At 62.7% G+C, this 18,217-nt stretch carries 15 protein-coding genes; 8 read left to right on the top strand and 7 right to left on the bottom strand.

The genetic code is table 11. The annotated features are described in order from the left end of the window. Positions 1 to 23 precede the first annotated feature (23 nt). Complete coding sequence (locus LVY71_RS08700) at positions 24 to 992, top strand: TAXI family TRAP transporter solute-binding subunit (RefSeq protein ID WP_235099395.1); 969 nt, start codon at positions 24 to 26, stop codon at positions 990 to 992. Positions 993 to 1,155: 163 nt separating this feature from the next. On the opposite strand, the gene LVY71_RS08695 is transcribed toward LVY71_RS08700, so the two are convergent. From LVY71_RS08695 to LVY71_RS08680, 4 genes are all read right to left on the bottom strand, one after another. Further along, the gene (locus tag LVY71_RS08695; protein ID WP_235099394.1) at positions 1,156 to 2,403 is read right to left on the bottom strand and encodes an NAD(P)/FAD-dependent oxidoreductase; all 1,248 of its coding nucleotides are present in this window, start codon (positions 2,401 to 2,403) and stop codon (positions 1,156 to 1,158) included. Positions 2,404 to 2,479: 76 nt separating this feature from the next. Beyond that, complete coding sequence (locus LVY71_RS08690; RefSeq protein ID WP_235099393.1) at positions 2,480 to 3,988, bottom strand: tripartite tricarboxylate transporter permease; 1,509 nt, start codon at positions 3,986 to 3,988, stop codon at positions 2,480 to 2,482. A gap of 6 nt (positions 3,989 to 3,994) precedes the next feature. Beyond that, a complete protein-coding gene (locus tag LVY71_RS08685; protein ID WP_235099392.1) occupies positions 3,995 to 4,480 on the bottom strand; it encodes a tripartite tricarboxylate transporter TctB family protein in 486 nt (161 codons plus the stop codon). Between the two features lie 182 nt (positions 4,481 to 4,662). Further along, complete coding sequence (locus LVY71_RS08680; RefSeq protein ID WP_502797544.1) at positions 4,663 to 5,637, bottom strand: Bug family tripartite tricarboxylate transporter substrate binding protein; 975 nt, start codon at positions 5,635 to 5,637, stop codon at positions 4,663 to 4,665. 274 nt (positions 5,638 to 5,911) lie between these two features. Here LVY71_RS08680 and nikR point away from each other — a divergent pair, with 274 nt between their 5' ends. From nikR to LVY71_RS08660, 4 genes are all read left to right on the top strand, one after another. Beyond that, positions 5,912 to 6,364, top strand: coding sequence for a nickel-responsive transcriptional regulator NikR (gene nikR / locus LVY71_RS08675; protein WP_235099390.1), 453 nt, complete (start codon positions 5,912 to 5,914; stop codon positions 6,362 to 6,364). A gap of 101 nt (positions 6,365 to 6,465) precedes the next feature. Continuing rightward, positions 6,466 to 7,734 (top strand): Zn-dependent hydrolase, encoded by a 1,269-nt coding sequence (locus LVY71_RS08670; protein WP_235099389.1) that lies wholly within the window; start codon positions 6,466 to 6,468, stop codon positions 7,732 to 7,734. Positions 7,735 to 7,917: 183 nt separating this feature from the next. Next, a complete protein-coding gene (locus tag LVY71_RS08665; RefSeq protein ID WP_235099388.1) occupies positions 7,918 to 10,026 on the top strand; it encodes a S9 family peptidase in 2,109 nt (702 codons plus the stop codon). A 300-nt stretch (positions 10,027 to 10,326) separates the two neighbouring features. Then, positions 10,327 to 11,622 carry an MFS transporter gene (locus LVY71_RS08660; protein WP_235099387.1) on the top strand — a complete coding sequence of 432 codons (1,296 nt, stop codon included), beginning with the start codon at positions 10,327 to 10,329 and terminating at the stop codon, positions 11,620 to 11,622. On the opposite strand, the gene LVY71_RS08655 is transcribed toward LVY71_RS08660, so the two are convergent. Both LVY71_RS08655 and LVY71_RS08650 read right to left on the bottom strand, forming a co-directional pair. Then, positions 11,619 to 12,233, bottom strand: a complete 615-nt coding sequence (locus LVY71_RS08655) for a hypothetical protein (protein ID WP_235099386.1) — start codon at positions 12,231 to 12,233, stop codon at positions 11,619 to 11,621. The two genes, LVY71_RS08660 and LVY71_RS08655, sit on opposite strands and share 4 nt — an antisense overlap. A gap of 4 nt (positions 12,234 to 12,237) precedes the next feature. Next, a complete protein-coding gene (locus tag LVY71_RS08650) occupies positions 12,238 to 13,227 on the bottom strand; it encodes a hydroxyacid dehydrogenase (protein WP_235099385.1) in 990 nt (329 codons plus the stop codon). Positions 13,228 to 13,418: 191 nt separating this feature from the next. On the opposite strand from LVY71_RS08650, the gene LVY71_RS08645 reads away from it, so the two are divergent. Further along, complete coding sequence (locus LVY71_RS08645; RefSeq protein ID WP_235099384.1) at positions 13,419 to 14,132, top strand: RraA family protein; 714 nt, start codon at positions 13,419 to 13,421, stop codon at positions 14,130 to 14,132. Between the two features lie 145 nt (positions 14,133 to 14,277). Beyond that, positions 14,278 to 15,696: a protein adenylyltransferase SelO family protein gene (locus LVY71_RS08640; RefSeq protein WP_235099383.1), complete on the top strand. Its 1,419-nt coding sequence runs from the start codon at positions 14,278 to 14,280 to the stop codon at positions 15,694 to 15,696. Positions 15,697 to 15,919: 223 nt separating this feature from the next. Here the strand turns inward: LVY71_RS08640 and LVY71_RS08635 are convergent, their stop codons facing one another. Then, entirely contained in the window at positions 15,920 to 16,933 is a 1,014-nt protein-coding gene (locus LVY71_RS08635; protein ID WP_235099382.1) for an NAD(P)H-dependent flavin oxidoreductase, read from the bottom strand. 314 nt (positions 16,934 to 17,247) lie between these two features. On the opposite strand from LVY71_RS08635, the gene hemE reads away from it, so the two are divergent. Beyond that, entirely contained in the window at positions 17,248 to 18,213 is a 966-nt protein-coding gene (gene hemE, locus LVY71_RS08630) for a uroporphyrinogen decarboxylase (protein ID WP_235100063.1), read from the top strand. The last annotated feature ends 4 nt before the right edge of the window (positions 18,214 to 18,217 follow it).

Genomic DNA, 18,217 nt, shown 5'->3' with positions numbered 1-18,217 from the left:
GTTTCACAGGGAGGAATACAGGAATGAAAAGAACGACAAAAATAACTGCGGCGCTTGCGTTCGCGCTGTCCGCCGGACTGGCGCTGAGCGCATATGCCCAGCAGAAGACGATGGCAATCGGGACCGGCGGAACCGGCGGCGTCTACTATCCGCTCGGCGGCGCAATCGCCAACGTGCTGTCCAAGAGCCTGCCGAACGTGCAGGCCACGGCCGAAGTCACCGGCGGCTCGGTCGACAACCTCAAGCTGATCGGCACCGGCAAGAACGAGCTCGGCTTTACCATGGCCGACGCAGCACTCGACGCCTACAAGGGCGAGGACAAGTTCAAGAGCGGCAAGATCCCATTGCAAGCCCTGCTCGTGGTCTATCCCAACCGCATGCATGTCGTGACAGTCGAAAGCACCGGCATCAAGACGATGGCCGATCTCAAGGGCAAGCGCGTCTCAACCGGGTCACCGGGCGGCGCGACCGAAGTCATGGCCTTCCGCGTCATCGAAGCCGCCGGCCTCGACAAGGACAAGGACATGAAGCGCGAGCGGCTCGGTGTCGCCGAATCCGTCAACGCCATCAAGGACGGCAAGATCGACGCCTTCTTCTGGGTCGGCGGCATTCCGACCGCATCGGTAACGGACCTTGCAGCAACGCCCGGCGTCAAGCTGAGGCTCATCGACCACGCCGACGTCGTGGACAAGATGAACGCGAAGTACGGCAAGCTTTACAGCGCTGGCGTCATCAAGGCCGGATCGTATCCGGGCTACGACGTGGACAACAAGATGGCCGAGGTCTGGAACATCATCGTCACCGGCGACAAGATGAGCAACGACGACGCCTACAACATCGTCAAGACGCTGGTGGAAAAGAAGGCCGACATCGTCGCCGTACACAAGGAAGCCGAGAGCTTCTCGCTGGACAACCAGGTGCAGGACCGCTCGCCGGTACCGTTCCATCCCGGTGCGATGAAGTACTTCAAGGAGAAGGGCAAGGGCGGCTAGGTTTTCTGACCTAGCCCAAAACACATCGCTCCGTCATGGCCGGGCTCGTCCCGGCCATTTTCTTTCGTCATTGCGAGCGAAGCGAAGCAATCCAGTCTGAACTGGCAAAGACTGGAGTGTTGCGTCGCAAGTGCTCCTCGCAATGACGGCAGAACCTTTCGTTTCAGCTCCCCTTCGGTGCATCCCGATCAATCGCGAAGTCGTCGAACCACGGCTGGTTGTTTCCCGCGATGGAGGCCGCGATCATGCGCGAGGCAAGATAACTGTAGGTGATGCCATTGCCGCCGTAGCCATAGGCGGCGTGAATGCGCGGATGGCCCGGCACCGCGCCGATCAGCGGCAGACCGTCGCTGGTGGTGCCGAACGCGCCAGACCAGACGAACTCCGCGATCGCCTCCGCCTTTGGCCACAGCGCCTGCAGCTTGCCGAGAAGAACCTTCGCCTTCTCCGGCATCAGCCGGTCGCGCGCCTCGGGCTCGACAATGGCGTCATCATCTTCGCCGCCCATGATGATCCGGTTCTCAACGGTGGTGCGCAGATAGCTGTAGGGGTCCGATGCCTCCCAGATCAGGGCGCTGTCGCGCCACAGCGCGCCCGTCGCCTGCGGCGGCGTCGCGATGGCCCAGCTTGAAACGACCTTGTGCAAATCCGAAGTGAGAATGTCAGGCATCACATAGCCGGTTGCGAGAACGACATGCTTCGCCTCGATGACATGGCCGCTGTCGAGAACGACGATCACAGCATCGCTTGAGCTGTCGTAACCAACCGCTTCCGCATCTAACAGCCGGGCCTTCTGCCGGACCGCTTCCGCGAGCAGAGCCTGCGACAGCAGCACCGGGTCCGCATCCGCCGACCCCGGCGAGACCAGCGCCGCCTCGCGGTGAATCTTGAATTCGCGCAGCAGGCCCTGATGATCGAGAAAATCCCCCGGCAACCCGGCGCGGATGCGCAAATCATGCTCTGCAAGCAGTTCGCGCGGCCCGCTGTCGCCTGCAGTCAAATATAGAGAGTGCCGCGGACGCATGTCGCAAGCCAGACCGCGTGTGGTCACGAGCTCGATCAGCCCGCTGACCGCCGCCTGGCTGTGGCGATAGATACTCGCCGCCCGTTCGAAGCCATACATCTCCGTCAGATCGGAGAGCGAGCGGTCGATCTCCCACAATAGCATCGCGGTACTGGCGGTGGTGCTGCCGAGACCGGGGCGCTGCCGGTCGATCACACACACGTCGTGGCCGAGACACGCCAGATGCTCCGCCGCCAGCGAGCCGGTGATGCCCGCCCCGACCACGAGAACGTCGCAGCGGAAGCTCTCTTCAATCTGCGGCCGGACCGGTTGCAGCAGCTTCTGGCTCCACGGCGAGGTACCGCCGCGCAGGTCGTTTTGCCGGACATTGTCTGGATCTAGCAACATTCGCGATGTCATGGCTGAAACGCGGCACCATTTGCCGCAGTCATGACGACGCCGGACGCGCGGAAAGGTTCCCCGGTTATGCCCCCTCGTCGAGCGCGACCAGTTCGCGTTTCTTGCGCAAGGACGGCAGCAGCGGGCCGATCAGCAGGATCGCCGCGAGCACAAGGCACGCCGCCGAGATCGGGCGCTGCACGAAGGTCATCAGATCGCCCTGCGACAGGATCAGCGACTTGCGCAGGTTGTTCTCCAAGAGCGGCCCGAGCACGAAGGCAAGCACCAGTGGTGCGGGCTCGTAACCGAACTTGCGCATCAGGTAGCCGATCACGCCGAAGCCGACCATTACATAAACATCGAACACGTTGTTGCTGCTGCAATAGACGCCCACAATCGTGAACAGCAGGATCAGTGGAAACAGCACGTTGTAGGGCAGCTTCAGGAGTTGCACCCACATGCCGATCAGCGGCAGGTTGAGGATCAGCAGCATGACGTTGCCGATATACATGCTGGCAATGATGCCCCAGAACAGGCCGGGGTTCTGCGTGATCATCAGAGGCCCCGGCTGCAAGCCGTGAATGACGAACGCGCCGAGCAGCAGCGCCATCACCACGTTCGGCGGAATGCCGAGCGTCATCAGCGGAATGAACGCGCCGCCGGCAGCGGCGTTGTTGGCGGCCTCCGGCCCCGCCACGCCTTCGATCGCGCCCTTGCCGAAGCGCTCTGGCGTTTTCGACAGCTTCTTCTCCAGCGCATAGGACGCAAACGATGCCACCACCGCGCCGCCCCCGGGCAGAATGCCGAGGAAAAAACCAAGAATGGTGCCGCGTCCGATCGGGCCGCCGCTCGCCTTCCAGTCCTCTTTATTGGGCAGTAGCTGCGTGATTTTGGCGTCGATCACATCGCGCTTGATCACCTGCTCGATGTTGATCAGCACTTCGGCAACGCCGAACAGGCCCATCACCACCGGTACGAGGCCGATGCCGTCGATCAGTTCGAGACGGCCGAAGGTCAGGCGCGGCATTGCCGTGATGCTGTCGAGCCCGATCAGCCCGAGCACGAGGCCGATGCAGGCCATCAGCAGCGCCTTGGCCATCGAACCTTGCGTGAGGAATGTCAGCACCACGAGGCCCAGCACCATCAGGCTGAAATATTCCGCTGGGCCGAACGCGACCGCGACGCTGGCCAGCGTCGGCGCGATGAACATCAGCGCAATCAGCGCAAAGGTGCCTGCGATGAACGAGCCCAGCGCAGAGATGCCGAGCGCCGGTCCCGCCCGACCCTGCTTTGCCATCTGGTGACCGTCGATGCAGGTCACCACCGACGCCGCTTCGCCCGGAATGTTGACCAGAATCGACGTAGTCGAGCCGCCATACATCGAGCCGTAGTAGATGCCCGCCATCATGATAATGCCGGATTCCGGCGACGCCGACAGCGTCACCGGCAGCAGCAGCGACATCGCCGAGATCGGGCCGATGCCCGGCAGCACGCCGACCAGTGTGCCGATGAAAACACCGATGAAACAATACAGCAGGTTAATTGGCGTCAGCGCGACACCGAAGCCGTGCGCAACATTGAGAAGAACATCCATGAGCGCTTACCCGATACCGAAGATGCCTGAAGGCAACTGAATGAGGAGCGCGCGCTTCAGCACGAACCAGACGCCGAGCGGCACCAGCACCGCGAGCGGCACCGCCAGCGTCCAGCGCACCGGATCGATCACCCGCAACAGCAGGAGCAACAACGGGATCGACGACAGCAGGAAACCCAGCGGCTCGAACAGGAAAGCGAAAGCCGCCAGGCAGACAACCACCACCAGCGGCTTGGTCCAGCGCGTTCCGGCCCATAATGACGCGACGCTGGGACCACCTTCCGTGATGGCCGCAGTGATGATCGTGATCGCAAACACGCACATCAGGATGCCGGTGTAGAACAGCACGAAACCGGAGCCCGGATCGTTGATGCTGCCGATCCTGAGCTTGAGGCCGGCCCAGATCACGAAGATGCCGAGCGCGAGGCCAACCAGCCCGCCCCATAGTTCGGAATTGTTCAGCGCGAGTTTCGCTCTGACATCATTGTTCATGGACTACGTTCTCATGCCGCTTACGTCGATCCAGCCGTCACCCTGAGGTGGCGGAGCGAAGCGCAGCCCTCGAAGGGCGACGGCGGGATATAAACCAGGCGTTCATCCTTCGAGGCTCGCCGCATGTGCGGCTTCGCACCTCAGGCTGACGCCGTCTTCGAGGGCATCACGCGGGTCTATATTCAGTTGGTCTTCTTTGTAAGCCCGAGCGAGTCGATCACCTTGCGTTCGGATTCGGTGACTTCGGCGACGAACTTCACGTAGTCCTCGGTGTTCTTGTAGTTCGCCACCATGTCGAACTTCGCCAGCGTAGCGATCACCGCGGGATCCTCGATCGCCTTCTTGAACGCGTCGTGCAGCTTGGCGACGATCTTCGGGTCCATGCCCTTGGGGCCAGCGATGCCGAACGGCGAATCGTAGACCATCGAATAGCCCAGTTCCTTGAGGGTCGGCGCGTCGGGGAAATTCGGCGAACGCTTGTCGGTCCACACCATCAAGAGGCGCAGCTTGCCGGCATCGACCAGCGGCCGCCATCCGGTGGAATCCGCCTGCAACATGGTGTGATTGCCGAGCACGGCGGCGTTGGTCTCGGCCCCGCCCTTGAACGGCACCTGGGTCAGCTTGATCCCGGCCTTGGCCGCAATCTGCTCCATGCCGATATGGAGCGAAGTCCCCGCGCCCGGCGTCGCATAAGTTACCTTGCCCGGATTAGCCTTGGCGAAATCCACCACGTCCTTCCAGGTCTTGAACTGCGACTCCGCGTTGGTGGTCACGCCGAAGGTGTAGCCGGTGAGATGCACGATGTAGGTGAAGTCCTTCGAGGCGTCCCACGACACCTGCTGCATTAGCGGCAAACGGAACACCGTGATCGGAATCTGCGAGATCGTGTAACCGTCCGGCTTGGCCGCTGCCGCCATGGTGGCCGGGCCGACCGTGCCGCCGCCGCCCGCCTTGTTGTCCACGACAACAGGCTGGCCGAGAATCTTCGACGCGCTGTCCGCGATCGCCCGCATCGAAATGTCGGTCGAGCCGCCGGCCGGCCATGGCACGATCAGCGTGATCGGTTTGGTGGGATAATCCTGGGCCGCCGCCATGCTGCACGATGCAGCAACGGCGGCCGCGGTCATTATAGTTTTCAAGCCTGCAAGATAGTTCATTGGACGTTCTCCCTCCGCGGCTCGTGATTGCATCCGAACCTGTCGTTGTTTTGTGCGGCGATGATCCCCGAAATTTTCGAGAAAGAAAAGCAATCAGACCGGCGCAGATGCCTGTTATTGCGGCGCATCAGGCCGATGCGTCATTAGGTCTCAAGAAATCCCGCCTGAGAATCGCTCCTGGGTTCGCCCTGCGAAATCAGGCGCACTGTAACTGCGGATCGGGTATGGTCGCGCACCCACCATGGCCCGGCGTCCGCCGGTAGGGAGCCAATCAATGCAGCGCGTCACCATCACCCTCGACGACGAACTCATGGCCGAACTGGATCGCATGATCGTCGAGCACGGCTACCAGAACCGCTCCGAGGCAATCCGCGATTTCGCCCGCGCCGGGATGCAGCAGGCGGCGCAGGACACCGGCAAGAACGGCGACTGCGTGGCGGCGCTGGTCTATGTCTACGATCACGCCGCGCGCGATCTCTCCAACCGGCTGGTCAACAATTTCCACGATCATCACGATCTGTCGCTGGCGACGCTGCATGTGCATCTCGACAATGACAACTGCATGGAAATCACGGCGCTGAAGGGCAGCGCAGCGGACGTGAAACATCTCGCCGAGCACGTCATCGCCGAGCGCGGCGTCCGCTACGGCCGCGTGGTCATGATCCCGACCGAGGCCGGTGCCAAGCCATCAGCCGCGCGCAAAAAGCACGTCCACCGGCACACCTGATGGGCCCCCGAAAAATCGGACCGGTTTTCGGAATAGGTCATGCCCAAATAAAGAACAACTCAGGTAATGCACGCGCCCTCAACCTGCGCTATCGACTAATCATGACAAAAACCAAGTCCAATCTTCAGATCGATTCCGCGCGCCTCTGGGGCGACATCCACGAAACCGCGAAATTCGGCGGCACGCCCAAGGGCGGCGTGAAGCGGCTCACCCTCGGGCCGGAAGACAAGCAGGTGCGCGACTGGTTCCGCGCCGCATGCGAGAAAGCGGGCTGCGAGGTCCGCGTTGATGCGCTGGGCACCATGTTCGCGATCCGGCCCGGCCGCGACATGTCGAAGCCGCCGATCGGCATCGGCTCGCACCTCGACACCCAGCCCACCGGCGGCAAGTTCGACGGCATTCTCGGCACGCTGGCCGCGCTCGAAGTGGTCCGCGCCATGAACGACGCCGGCATCGAAACCGAAGCGCCGATCTGCGTCTGCAACTGGACCAACGAGGAAGGCTCGCGCTACGCGCCGGCCATGATGGCGTCCGCCGCCTATTCGGGCGAATATACCACCGAGGATATTCTTTCACGCAAGGACGCCGACGGCATCACCGTCGCCGAGGCGCTCGACACCATCGGCTATCGCGGCGCGGATGCTGTGGGGAAACAGAGATTCAGCGCCTTCGTCGAACTGCACATCGAACAGGGACCGCTACTCGAGGCCGAGAACAAGACAATCGGCGTGGTGGATCGCGGCCAGGGCATCATCTGGTACGACGGCACGATTTCAGGCTTTGCCAGCCACGCCGGCACCACGCCGATGCCTTTGCGCAAGGACGCGCTGGCCGCATTCTCCGAAGTCGTGCTCGCGGTGGAGAAACTTGCGCGCGATCACGGGCCGCACGCGGTCGGCACCATCGGCGAAGTGAAGATCGACAACCCGTCGCGCAACGTCATTCCCGGTGACCTCGCGTTTTCAGCGGAATTCCGCAGCCCGGACTCGGCGACGCTCGATGCGCTGCATGACAGCTTGCAGAAAGCGGTCGCGGAAATCGCTGCACGACGCAGGGTGACGATCAATCTCGAAAAGATCTGGCGCAAGGAGCCGACCGTGTTCGACAAAAGGCTGGTCGACGCGGTGGCAAACGCGACACAGGAGCTGGGCTATTCGAACCGCCGCATCACCTCCGGAGCGGGTCATGATGCCTGTAATCTCGCCACCGTGATGCCCGCCGCGATGATCTTCGTGCCGTGCAAGGACGGCATCAGCCACAACGAACTGGAAGACGCGACGCAGGCCGACTGCACGGCCGGCGCCAACGTGCTGCTGCATACGGTTCTGGTGCTAGCCGGCGTTGCGTCGGAGGCAAAGGCAGGCGGCTAGAATTCATCATACCGAGGTGCAACTTTTAGCATCGTCCCGGCGCAGGCCGGGACCCATAACCCCTGGCCTTTCGATAAGACACGTCATACATCCCGCATAATATTACGCGACAGGGAGTATGGGTCCCGGCCTGCGCCGGGACGACCCGAACGATTTTTTCCTTCGCTTGAAAGCCCGCTTCGCATGTCTCCCAAACTCCCCGTTCCCCCCGTCGCAGAACGCCATCCGCACACATTCACCCGTCACGGCATCACCGTGACCGACGACTACGCCTGGCTGAAGGACGACAACTGGCAGGAGGTGCTGCGCGATCCGTCAGTGCTCAAGCCGAACATCCGCGCCTATCTCGAGGCCGAGAACGCCTATGCCGATGCCGTGCTGGGCCACACCGCGCCGTTGCAGAAAAAGCTGATCGCGGAAATGCGCGGTCGCATCAAGGAAGACGATTCCAGCGTTCCTTCGCCTGACGGGCCGTTCGCATACTTTCATAAATACCGCGAAGGCGGGCAGCACGAGCAGATCGGCCGGCTGCCGCGTCAAGACCTCGATAATACGTCTGGACAGGCGCGCTTCATCATCGACGGCGACGAGGTCGCAAAACAGAGCGAGTATTTCAAATTCGGCGGCGCGCGGCATTCGCCCGATCACAAGCTTGAGGCGTGGAGCGCGGACGTGCGCGGCTCGGAATACTTCACCATCCGCGTCCGCGACTGGGAAACCGGCACGGACAGCGCCGACGTTGTCGAGGAAACCGACGGCGGCATTGTCTGGTCGGCGGATTCCAAATCGTTCTTTTACGTCAAGCTCGACGACAACCACCGGCCAATGCAGGTCTATCGCCACACGCTCGGCACGCCGCAGTCCGACGACACTTTGGTCTACGAAGAAAAAGATTCCGGCTGGTTCACCCATATCCACGAGAGCGCCAGCGGACGCTTCTGCGTCATCGCCGGCGGTGACCACGAGACCTCCGAACAGCGGCTGATCGACCTGCACGATCCCGATGCCCAGCCGCGCCTCGTCGCCAAGCGTGAAGACGGCGTGCAGTATTCGCTTGCCGATCGCGGCGACCAGCTTTTTATTCTCACCAACGCCGACGACGCCATCGACTTCAAGATCGTCACCGCGCCGCTGGCCTCGCCCGCGCGCAAAAACTGGCGCGATCTCATCCCGCATCGTCCCGGCATCTACATCATCGACATCGAACTCTATTCCGGCCATCTGGTGCGGCTGGAGCGCGCCAACGCCCTGCCCTCCATCGTGATCCGCGATCTGGCAACGTTGCAGGAACACGCCATCGCCTTCGACGAGGCCGCTTATTCGCTCGGCACTATTGGCGGCTACGAATTCGACACCACGCAGATTCGTTTTTCGTATTCCTCCATGACCACGCCATCGGAAGTATACGACTACGACATGGTCAGCCGCACGCGAACCTTGCGCAAGCGGCAGGAAATCCCGTCCGGCCACAACCCCGCCGACTACGTCACCACCCGCATCATCGCGACGTCCCATGACGGCGCGCAGGTTCCGGTGTCAATCCTGCATCGCAAGGACTTGAAGCGCGACGGCGGCGCGCCGCTGCTGCTGTATGGCTACGGCTCCTACGGCCATGCGATGCCCGCGTCGTTCTCCGCCAACCGGCTGTCGCTGGTGGATCGCGGCTTTGTCTATGCTATCGCCCATATCCGCGGCGGCTCCGACAAGGGCTGGAGCTGGTATCTCGACGGCAAGCGCGAGAAGAAGACCAACAGCTTCGACGATTTCGCGGCCTCGGCACGCGCGCTGATCGAGGCAAAATATACGTCCGCGAAGAAGATCGTCGGCCACGGCGGCAGTGCGGGCGGGATGCTGATGGGCGCGGTGGCGAACCGCTCGGGCGAATTATTTGCCGGCATCGTCGCGGAAGTGCCGTTCGTCGATGTGCTCAACACCATGCTCGACGACACCCTGCCGCTGACGCCGCCGGAATGGCCGGAATGGGGCAACCCGATCGAGAGCGCGACCGACTTCAAGACGATTCTGTCCTATTCGCCCTACGACAACGTGGCGGCGAAGGAATATCCCGCCATTCTCGCCATGGGCGGCCTCGCCGATCCGCGCGTCACCTATTGGGAGCCGGCAAAATGGATCGCACGGCTGCGTCCGGTGATGACCGGCGGCGGTCCGGTCCTGCTGCGCACCAACATGGGCGCGGGCCACGGCGGTGCGTCAGGCCGCTTCAACCGGCTGGATGAAATCGCCATCGCCTATGCCTTCGCGCTGTGGGCGGTGGGGCTGGCGGAGGCTTAGGGCTGAAACAAGTCCTATGGTGTCATGGCCGGGCATAGCCGTTCGAAGAACGGCGTCGCTTTTGCTCGCCTATGACCCGGCCATCCATCTTCCTTTCGAGAACTCCACGCGAAGATGATGGATCACCGGGTCAAGCCCGGTGATGACGATTGCGCATGAGAAGACATCTTACCTCTCAGGTAATTTGATCGGCTCCGTCAATCGCTCATGATGCGTCCGTTGCAGCGCGTCATGACGCGCGGCGTTTCTGCACCCATACTCCTGCGGCTGTCCCGCCTCGCTCCTCGTCCGGAATCATACATGCGCCGCCTGCCCTTCTACTACGGCTGGATCATTGTCGTCGTCACCTTCATAACAATGGCCATCGGCGTCAACGCCCGCACTTCGTTCTCGCTGTTCTTCGCGCCGATCATCGATGAGTTCGGCTGGGATCGCGGCGTCACCGCCGGCGCGTTCTCGTTCGGGTTTCTGGTATCGGCGCTCCTCAGCCCCTTGATGGGCAAGCTGATGGACCGCACCGGGCCACGCACCGTGATGGAACTAGGCGTGGTGCTGATGGCGGCGGGCCTGCTGCTCGCGCCTCTGACGACACAGCCGTGGCATCTCTACGCCACTATCGGCTGCCTGGTCGGCGCAGGCAGCATCTGCCTTGGCTATTCCGGCCAGTCACTGTTCCTGCCGAACTGGTTCGTGCGCAAGCGCGGCCTCGCGGTCGGCCTCGCCTTTGCCGGCGTCGGCATCGGCTCCATTGTCATCCTGCCGTGGGTGCAGCTGCTGATCGACCGCACCGGCTGGCGCTCGGCGAGCTGGGCGATGGGCATTCTGGTGCTCGTTGTGCTTGTGCCGCTCAATCTCCTGCTGCGCAAACACCCCGCAGACATCGGCCTGCAGCCGGACGGCGACGATGCCCCGACGGCCGCAATGATTCCGCCGCCGTCGAACGTGGTGGACCCGGCATGGGCCGCCGTGGATTGGACACTCGGCCTCGCGTTGCGCACGGCGCGGTTCTGGTGGATCGCGCTCGGTTACTTCTGCGGACTTTACATCTGGTACGCGGTGCAGGTGCATCAGACCAAATATCTGGTGGAGATCGGATTTACCTCCACGTCCGCTGCGTGGGCGCTGGGCATGGTCAGCCTGATCGGCATTCCGGGCCAGATCGCGCTGGGCTATCTGTCCGACCGGATCGGGCGCGAATGGATCTGGACCATTTCATCGCTGGGATTCGCGATCTGCTTCGCGGCGCTGATCGCGCTTCAGTACACACCGACACTGCTGCTGGTTTACGTGATGGTCGTGGTGCAGGGATTTTTCGGCTACGGTTTCACCTCGATCATGGGCGCGGTGGTCGCGGAAATTTTCCAGGGCAGGCATTTCGGCACGATCTTCGGCACCATCGGCTTCGCCGCCTTGGGCGGCGGCGCGGCGGGTCCGTGGGTCACTGGCATCCTGCACGACATCTACGGCGACTATACCCTGGCCTTCATCATCGGCATTGCGGTCAGCGCGCTATCGGCCGTCGCAATATGGCTCGCCGCGCCGCGCAATGTCCGCGCTGTTGCGGGGCGCATTCACCGGATTGCGAAGGCAGTTTAGGCCGCGCTCCCGTCAATCTGCACCGGAAAGCCTTCGCGTAGCGCATTGACGATCGACGGCGGCGTCAGGAGTTTTGCATCGGAGAGATCAACGGACGCGCGCGCGTAGCCCGCGAACGACCACAGCCACGCCTCACCCTTCGCCATGAGATAGCTTTCTCCGCCCGACGCGACCATCGCGCCATCCGGCAACGTCAAGGCGGGTATCCGCAGCACATGCAACCGCTTCACGCGGCCATCAAGCCGCTCGCTGTGCAGCACCGCATCCATCTCCGGTGCCGAGGGTTTCGCGCGCCGGTTGCCTTTCGCCCACGCGGAGCGAAATGCTTCCGCGTCGGTGCGGCAACAATAGAAGCACGGCCGATGCCCCGCCGCGAAAGACGTCGCCTCATCCAGAAAGAACAGTTCGGTCCAGCTTCGCCCGCCCATCACCTTGCGCCTGCGTCCGCGAAATTCGCAGACGCAGGTGATCCATGCTTTCGAGGACCAGCGCCGGTTCAGCAGTGTCTTCGTTGCCGGATCGTGGATGATGCCGCGGTTGCCGGTGAAGCGGCCGCGGTACTCCGTCGCAACGATCTCACCGAACGGCGACACGCGGTTTTGCAGGGGCATATCGTTAGTTCAGCACATCCTGATTGATGACGTTCTCGCGGATCGGCGCACCATCGAGCGCGCTGAGAATGTTCTTTGCGGTCTGCAGGCTCATGCGGTCGAGTGCCTCGCGGGTCACGCCGGCGACATGCGGCGCGGTGATGACATTGTCCAGCGTCAGCAGCGCATTGTCGGGCTTTGGCGGCTCCTGCGCGAACACGTCGATCCCCGCGCCCGCGATCTTGCCGGACGTGAGTGCCGCATAAAGCGCCGTCTCGTCGACGATGCCGCCGCGCGCCGTGTTGATGAGATAGGCCGTCGGCTTCATCAGCTGCAGTTGCGCCGTGCTGAACATGTTGATCGTTTCAGGTGATTTCGGACAGTGGATCGAGACGAAATCCGCGCGCGGCAGCGCCGTATTGAGATCGGCGACGTATTCCGCCCCCGCCTTTTCGACTTCCGCTGCGCTCTTGAACGGATCGTAGACCAGCACGTTCATTTCCATCGCCACCAGCCGCTTCACGAGGCGCGAGCCGATCCGCCCGAAACCGACCACCAGCGCGGTGCGCCCGAGCAGATCATAGGGGATCGCGCCGAGCCGCTTGGTCCAGTTGCCGCTCTTTACCAGCTTGTCCAGTTCAGCAGCGCGTTTGGCCAGCGCCAGCATCATGAACAGCGCGCATTCGGCAACCGACGGCGAATTCGCGATGCCCGTGGTCATCAGGGGAATCTTGTTGGCGCTGAGCGCCGTCACATCGACAGCGTCGTAGCCGACGCCGATGCGTGTCACCACCCTCATCTCACCGGAAGACACGATTTCATTTGCACCGAAGCCGGTCGCGCCCAGCGCCACACCGTTCACCGGCGCGTGTTCGCGCAGCATGGCGTTGAAGTCCGCCGCGGAGATCGTGTTGGGAAACTCGATCGCCTCGATATCCTCCCGCTCCCGCAAAAGCGCCCAGCCGCCCGGTGACAAGGTCTCCACGATCAGAAGTTTTTTCTTGTTGGTGGCCATTTCATTCCCTGATGTTTTATTGGTTTTCATTCCGCCGCGAGACGCAAGCCGCCTATCATCACCTTGTTTCACCTCTTCCCGCAAGCGCGACAGGCAGGCCCCGCACTTGCCGCCGCGCCTTTGCGCGGGCAAACTCGCTCCGCCGTCCATCAGGTTCGGGCCGCATAACAAAACAAACAGGAGTTCAACCCGTGACCCAGCCCGCTCCCCATACCGCATCGCTGCTCGAGGCTTTGGCCCGCTACGATACGCCGACGATCTGCAATGCGATGGAGCTGGTCGCGCCCGAGCGCCGCCTTGTCGGCTTCACGACAAAGCCGCTGGTCTGCCCGTTTCCCGACCTGCCGCCCATGGTCGGCTATGCCCGCACCGCAACAATCCGCGCCACGTCGGCGTCAAAACTCTCCCCCGCCGATGCCCGCGCCCAGCGCTCCGCCTATTACGAATATTGCGGCACGGGGCACGGCCCGCGCATCAGCATCATTCAGGACCTCGACGGCGCGAACATCGGCTTCGGCGCATTCTGGGGCGAAGTAAACAGCTCGGTCCACAAGGCGCTCGGCTGTCTCGGCGTAGTCACCGACGGCTCGATCCGCGACATTCCGGCATGGGCGCCGGGATTCCAGGCGCTGGCCGGCAGCATCGGGCCGTCGCACGCCCACGTCCATCTCGCGGGCTTCGGCGAAACCGTCTGTGTCGCCGGCATGACTGTCAGTTCGGACGATCTCATTCACGCCGATCGCCACGGCGCGGTCGTGATTCCGGCCAATGTCGCGGCCAAACTTCCCGACGCCGCCGAACTGTGCGGACGGCGCGAGGAACCGATTCTGGCCATTGCACGAAGTCCGTCGTTCACCGTCCAGAAGCTGAAAGAGGCGCTGGCCAAGTCCGCCGAGATTCACTAACGAACGCCGGGGTCAGCATTCGCAACGAAAGGTTCGTTTCATGAAAGTCGCGCTTGGTGTCATCGTTGGACTGGTGATCGGCTTTCTCGCCATGACCTATTTCAAGACCGGCCATCTGCCGTTCTGAGCACCACCCGGATTCCTGATGCCCCTCTCCCCGCAGTACCGCGCCTCCACCAGCCATGCAGCCCTCGGCCCGGAATTCTACGATGTCGTCGCGGCGGCGACATTTCCGGACCATATCCTGCGCTACCGCAACCAGCGCGCGGCGAAAACCGTCGGCCTCGACGCGCTGACCGACGAGGAATGGATTTCCTATTTCGGCCGCTTCCAGCCGTTGGCGGAAAGTTTCGAAAAGCCGCTGGCGCTGCGCTACCACGGCCACCAGTTCCGCACCTACAATCCCGAACTCGGCGACGGACGTGGCTTCCTGTTCGCGCAGTTGCGCGACGACAGGGACCGCCTCCTCGATCTCGCCACCAAGGGCAGCGGCAAGACGCCGTGGTCGCGCACCGCCGACGGGCGGCTGACACTGAAAGGCGGCGTGCGCGAGGTGCTGGCGACGTCGATGCTGGAAGCGCTCGGCGTCGACACCTCGAAATCATTCAGCCTGATCGAGACCGGCGAAGCGCTGGTCCGCGGCGACGAGCCCTCGCCCACGCGCTCCTCGGTGCTGGTGCGGCTCAGCCACTCGCATATCCGGATCGGCACCTTCCAGCGCCAGGCGTTTCACCGCAGCAACGAAAACATCGCAAAGCTGCTCGACTACACCATCCAGACCTACATGCCCGACGTCTGGCGCGACGAGCCATCGGCGCGCGCCGTCGCATTTCTGGAGGAAGTCTGCCGCCGCGTCGCGCGGGTCGGCGCGCAATGGATGACGGCGGGATTCGTCCATGGCGTTCTCAACACCGACAATATCAACGTCACCGGCGAGAGTTTCGATTACGGCCCGTGGCGCTTCCTGCCGGTGCTCGATCAGGAATTTACCGCCGCCTATTTCGACGAGACCGGCCTCTATGCATTCGGCCGCCAGCCCGATGCACTATTCTGGAATGTGACGCGGCTTGCGGAATGCCTGCTGTCCCTCGCCGACCAGCCCAGTCTCGAAACGGCGCTCGGCGCATTCGAGCCAGCGCTGCGGCAGGCATTCACCGCGGCGCTGCCGAAGCGGCTCGGCGTCGCATCTCTGGATCCGCAACGCGATTCAAACCTCGCGCGCGCGCTCTGGATTTTCCTGGCGACCACCAAGGCGCCGTTCGAGCAGACGTTCTTCGACTGGTTCGGCGGACTGTCCAGCGCGGACCGCGCGTTGCGGAGCCCGTCGAAGGATTTTTATACCGCCGACGAATTTGGTCCGGTCCGCGAAGCGCTCAAGGATTTTTCACCGCGCGAGGGCGTGAATCTTGGTCACGCTTTCTTCAAGCGGACCGAGGCCTGTTCGATGCTGATCGAGGAGGTCGAGGCGATCTGGAAACCGATCACTGAGCACGACGACTGGTCGGTGTTCCACGCCAAGCTCGACGCCATTGATGAAATGCGCGAGGCGTATGGGCTGACTTAGCCCGTCATTGCGCGTGAAGCGAAGCCGTCCAGAGCATCAAGCCCGAAGAATGGATTGCTTCGTCGCAAGTGCTCCTCGCAATGACGAGTCGCTATCTCTCTACTCGTCGTCCCGGCCTGGGCCGGGACGACCATTGAAACGCAAATGCCCGGCACAATGCCGGGCATGACGTGGAGAGATCAGCAATCCAACAACAAGAAAGAACGACGCGAGGAAATTTGCCTCACGCCACCTTCTTGCGTGGCTCGGACACCGCATAGGTGCCGTCGAGGAATCCCGTCAGACGCTTGCGGATGATGAACTCGGCGTCCGCCATGATGCGATCGATCAGTTCCTTGCAGGTCGGAATGTCGTTGATCAGGCCGACCACCATGCCGCAGCTCCACGCGCCGGCGTCCATGTTGCCGTCGATCATGACCTTCGGATAGACGCCTGCGACTTCCTCGAGAATGTCCTCGATCTTGATGCTCTTGCCCTTTTCGTTCTCGATCTCGATCAGCTTTTCGACGCCCTTGTTGGTCAGGACGCGCTCGGTGTTGCGCAGGTTGCGCATCACCAGCCGGGTGTCGAACTCTGTCGCGTTGAGCAGCGCGCGCTTCACGTTGTCATGCACCGGCGCTTCCTTGGTGGCGATGAAGCGCGTGCCCATGTTCATGCCCTGCGCGCCCATCGCCATCGCGGCGACCAGACTGCGCGCGTCCGCCATGCCGCCCGAGGCCACGAACGGAATCTTCAACTCCTCTTCCGCGCGGGGCAAGAGGATCATGTTCGGCATGTCGTCTTCGCCGGGATGACCGCCGCATTCGAAGCCGTCGACGCTGACCGCGTCGCAACCGATCGCCTCGGCCTTCAGCGAGTGACGGACCGAGGTGCACTTGTGGATCACCTTGATGCCGGCGGCCTTCAGCGCGGGCATGTACTGTTCGGGGCTGCGGCCGGCGGTCTCGACCGCCTTGATGCCTGCTTCCTTGATGGCGGCGATATATTCGGGATACGGAGGCGCGGAGAAAGTCGGCAGGAAGGTCAGGTTCACGCCGAACGGCTTGTCGGTCATGTCCTTGCACTTGGCGATTTCCTTCGCCAGCAGTTCGGGTGTCTTCTGGGTAAGACCCGTGATAATGCCGAGACCGCCCGCGTTCGAGACCGCCGCCGCAAGCTCCGCGAAGCCGACGTAGTGCATGCCGCCCTGGATGATCGGATGCTGGATGCCGAACAGTTCCGTGATCGCCGTTTTCATGTATTCCCTCTCCTGTGTCCTGAATCCGAAGCTTGTTCACTGCCGCGTGGTTCGAAGTTGCGTCCATCGTTACCGCAGGCCGTCGAAGACCGGCAATGGTTTGGCGCAACAAGGCTGCCATGCGGTTAGTTCTGAAACGGAACGTATCAGGCTGAATCAGAACGTCAACCGGTGGCCAAAGCCCGATCCAGCGTGTATCAGAGCGGCGATAACTCCATTGCCCGACAAGGGAATTTCGCTTGAGCCAGCCCCAGCCCGCTAAACCGTTTCTTGAAGTTCTGTGCGGAAATCGCCAGCCGGTGCCGCCGGTGTGGATGATGCGGCAGGCCGGGCGCTATCTGCCCGAATATCGCGAATTGCGCGCCAAGGCCGGCGGTTTTCTCGATCTCTGCTTCAATCCCGAATGGGCGGCCGAGGTAACATTGCAGCCGATCCGGCGCTTCGGCTTCGATGCGGCGATCATCTTCTCCGACATTCTGGTGGTGCCGCATGCGCTGGGACGCAGCGTGCGCTTCGAGGTTGGCGAAGGGCCTCGCCTCGATCCGCTCGACACGCCGGAGAAGATCGGGACGCTGGCGGCGACCGCCGACTTTTCAAAACTCGAACCGGTCTATGAGGCGCTGCGCCGCGTCCGCAGCGCGCTCGATCCGAAGGTCACACTGATCGGTTTCTGCGGCGCGCCGTGGACGGTGGCGACCTACATGGTGGCCGGGCAAGGCACACCCGATCAGGCCCCCGCGCGCCTGCTCGCCTATCGCGAGCCCGATGCATTCTCGAAAATCATTGACGTGCTGGTGGAGAACTCGATCCAGTATCTGCTCGGACAGCTCAAAGCCGGGGCGAATGTCCTGCAGATCTTCGACACCTGGGCCGGCATCCTGCCGCCGCGCGAATTCCAGCGCTGGTCGATCGAACCAACCCGCCGCATTGTCGAAGGCGTCCGCGCGAAAGTGCCGGACGCGAAGATCATCGGCTTTCCGCGTGGCGCGGGCGCGCAACTGCCGCTCTATGTCGAGCGCACGGGCATCGATGGCGTCAGCATCGACTGGGCCGCCGAGCCGTCACTGATCCGCGACCGCGTGCAGAACCGCGTCGCGGTACAGGGCAATCTCGATCCGCTCGCTCTCATTGCGGGCGGCGCGGCGCTCGACCGCGCCGTGGATGACGTGCTGGCGAATTATGCCGCCGGACGATTCATCTTCAATCTCGGCCACGGCGTCCAGCCGGAAACGCCGATCGCGCATGTCGAGCAGATGCTGAGGCGTGTGCGGGGCCACTAGGCAA

It is taken from the genome of Bradyrhizobium sp. G127 (assembly GCF_021502575.1).
Classification (GTDB): domain Bacteria; phylum Pseudomonadota; class Alphaproteobacteria; order Rhizobiales; family Xanthobacteraceae; genus Afipia.
Note: the sequence above shows the minus strand (reverse complement) of the source record. Positions and strands in the feature narration are given on the sequence as shown.

What these genes read in the sequence shown, in the direction of transcription:
- LVY71_RS08700 (WP_235099395.1), top strand. Translation starts at nt 24, where the DNA reads ATGAAAAGAACGACAAAAATAACTGCGGCGCTTGCGTTCGCGCTGTCC.
- LVY71_RS08695 (WP_235099394.1), bottom strand. Translation starts at nt 2,403, where the DNA reads ATGTTGCTAGATCCAGACAATGTCCGGCAAAACGACCTGCGCGGCGGT.
- LVY71_RS08690 (WP_235099393.1), bottom strand. Translation starts at nt 3,988, where the DNA reads ATGGATGTTCTTCTCAATGTTGCGCACGGCTTCGGTGTCGCGCTGACG.
- LVY71_RS08685 (WP_235099392.1), bottom strand. Translation starts at nt 4,480, where the DNA reads ATGAACAATGATGTCAGAGCGAAACTCGCGCTGAACAATTCCGAACTA.
- LVY71_RS08680 (WP_502797544.1), bottom strand. Translation starts at nt 5,637, where the DNA reads ATGAACTATCTTGCAGGCTTGAAAACTATAATGACCGCGGCCGCCGTT.
- nikR (WP_235099390.1), top strand. Translation starts at nt 5,912, where the DNA reads ATGCAGCGCGTCACCATCACCCTCGACGACGAACTCATGGCCGAACTG.
- LVY71_RS08670 (WP_235099389.1), top strand. Translation starts at nt 6,466, where the DNA reads ATGACAAAAACCAAGTCCAATCTTCAGATCGATTCCGCGCGCCTCTGG.
- LVY71_RS08665 (WP_235099388.1), top strand. Translation starts at nt 7,918, where the DNA reads ATGTCTCCCAAACTCCCCGTTCCCCCCGTCGCAGAACGCCATCCGCAC.
- LVY71_RS08660 (WP_235099387.1), top strand. Translation starts at nt 10,327, where the DNA reads ATGCGCCGCCTGCCCTTCTACTACGGCTGGATCATTGTCGTCGTCACC.
- LVY71_RS08655 (WP_235099386.1), bottom strand. Translation starts at nt 12,233, where the DNA reads ATGCCCCTGCAAAACCGCGTGTCGCCGTTCGGTGAGATCGTTGCGACG.
- LVY71_RS08650 (WP_235099385.1), bottom strand. Translation starts at nt 13,227, where the DNA reads ATGGCCACCAACAAGAAAAAACTTCTGATCGTGGAGACCTTGTCACCG.
- LVY71_RS08640 (WP_235099383.1), top strand. Translation starts at nt 14,278, where the DNA reads ATGCCCCTCTCCCCGCAGTACCGCGCCTCCACCAGCCATGCAGCCCTC.
- LVY71_RS08635 (WP_235099382.1), bottom strand. Translation starts at nt 16,933, where the DNA reads ATGAAAACGGCGATCACGGAACTGTTCGGCATCCAGCATCCGATCATC.
- hemE (WP_235100063.1), top strand. Translation starts at nt 17,248, where the DNA reads ATGATGCGGCAGGCCGGGCGCTATCTGCCCGAATATCGCGAATTGCGC.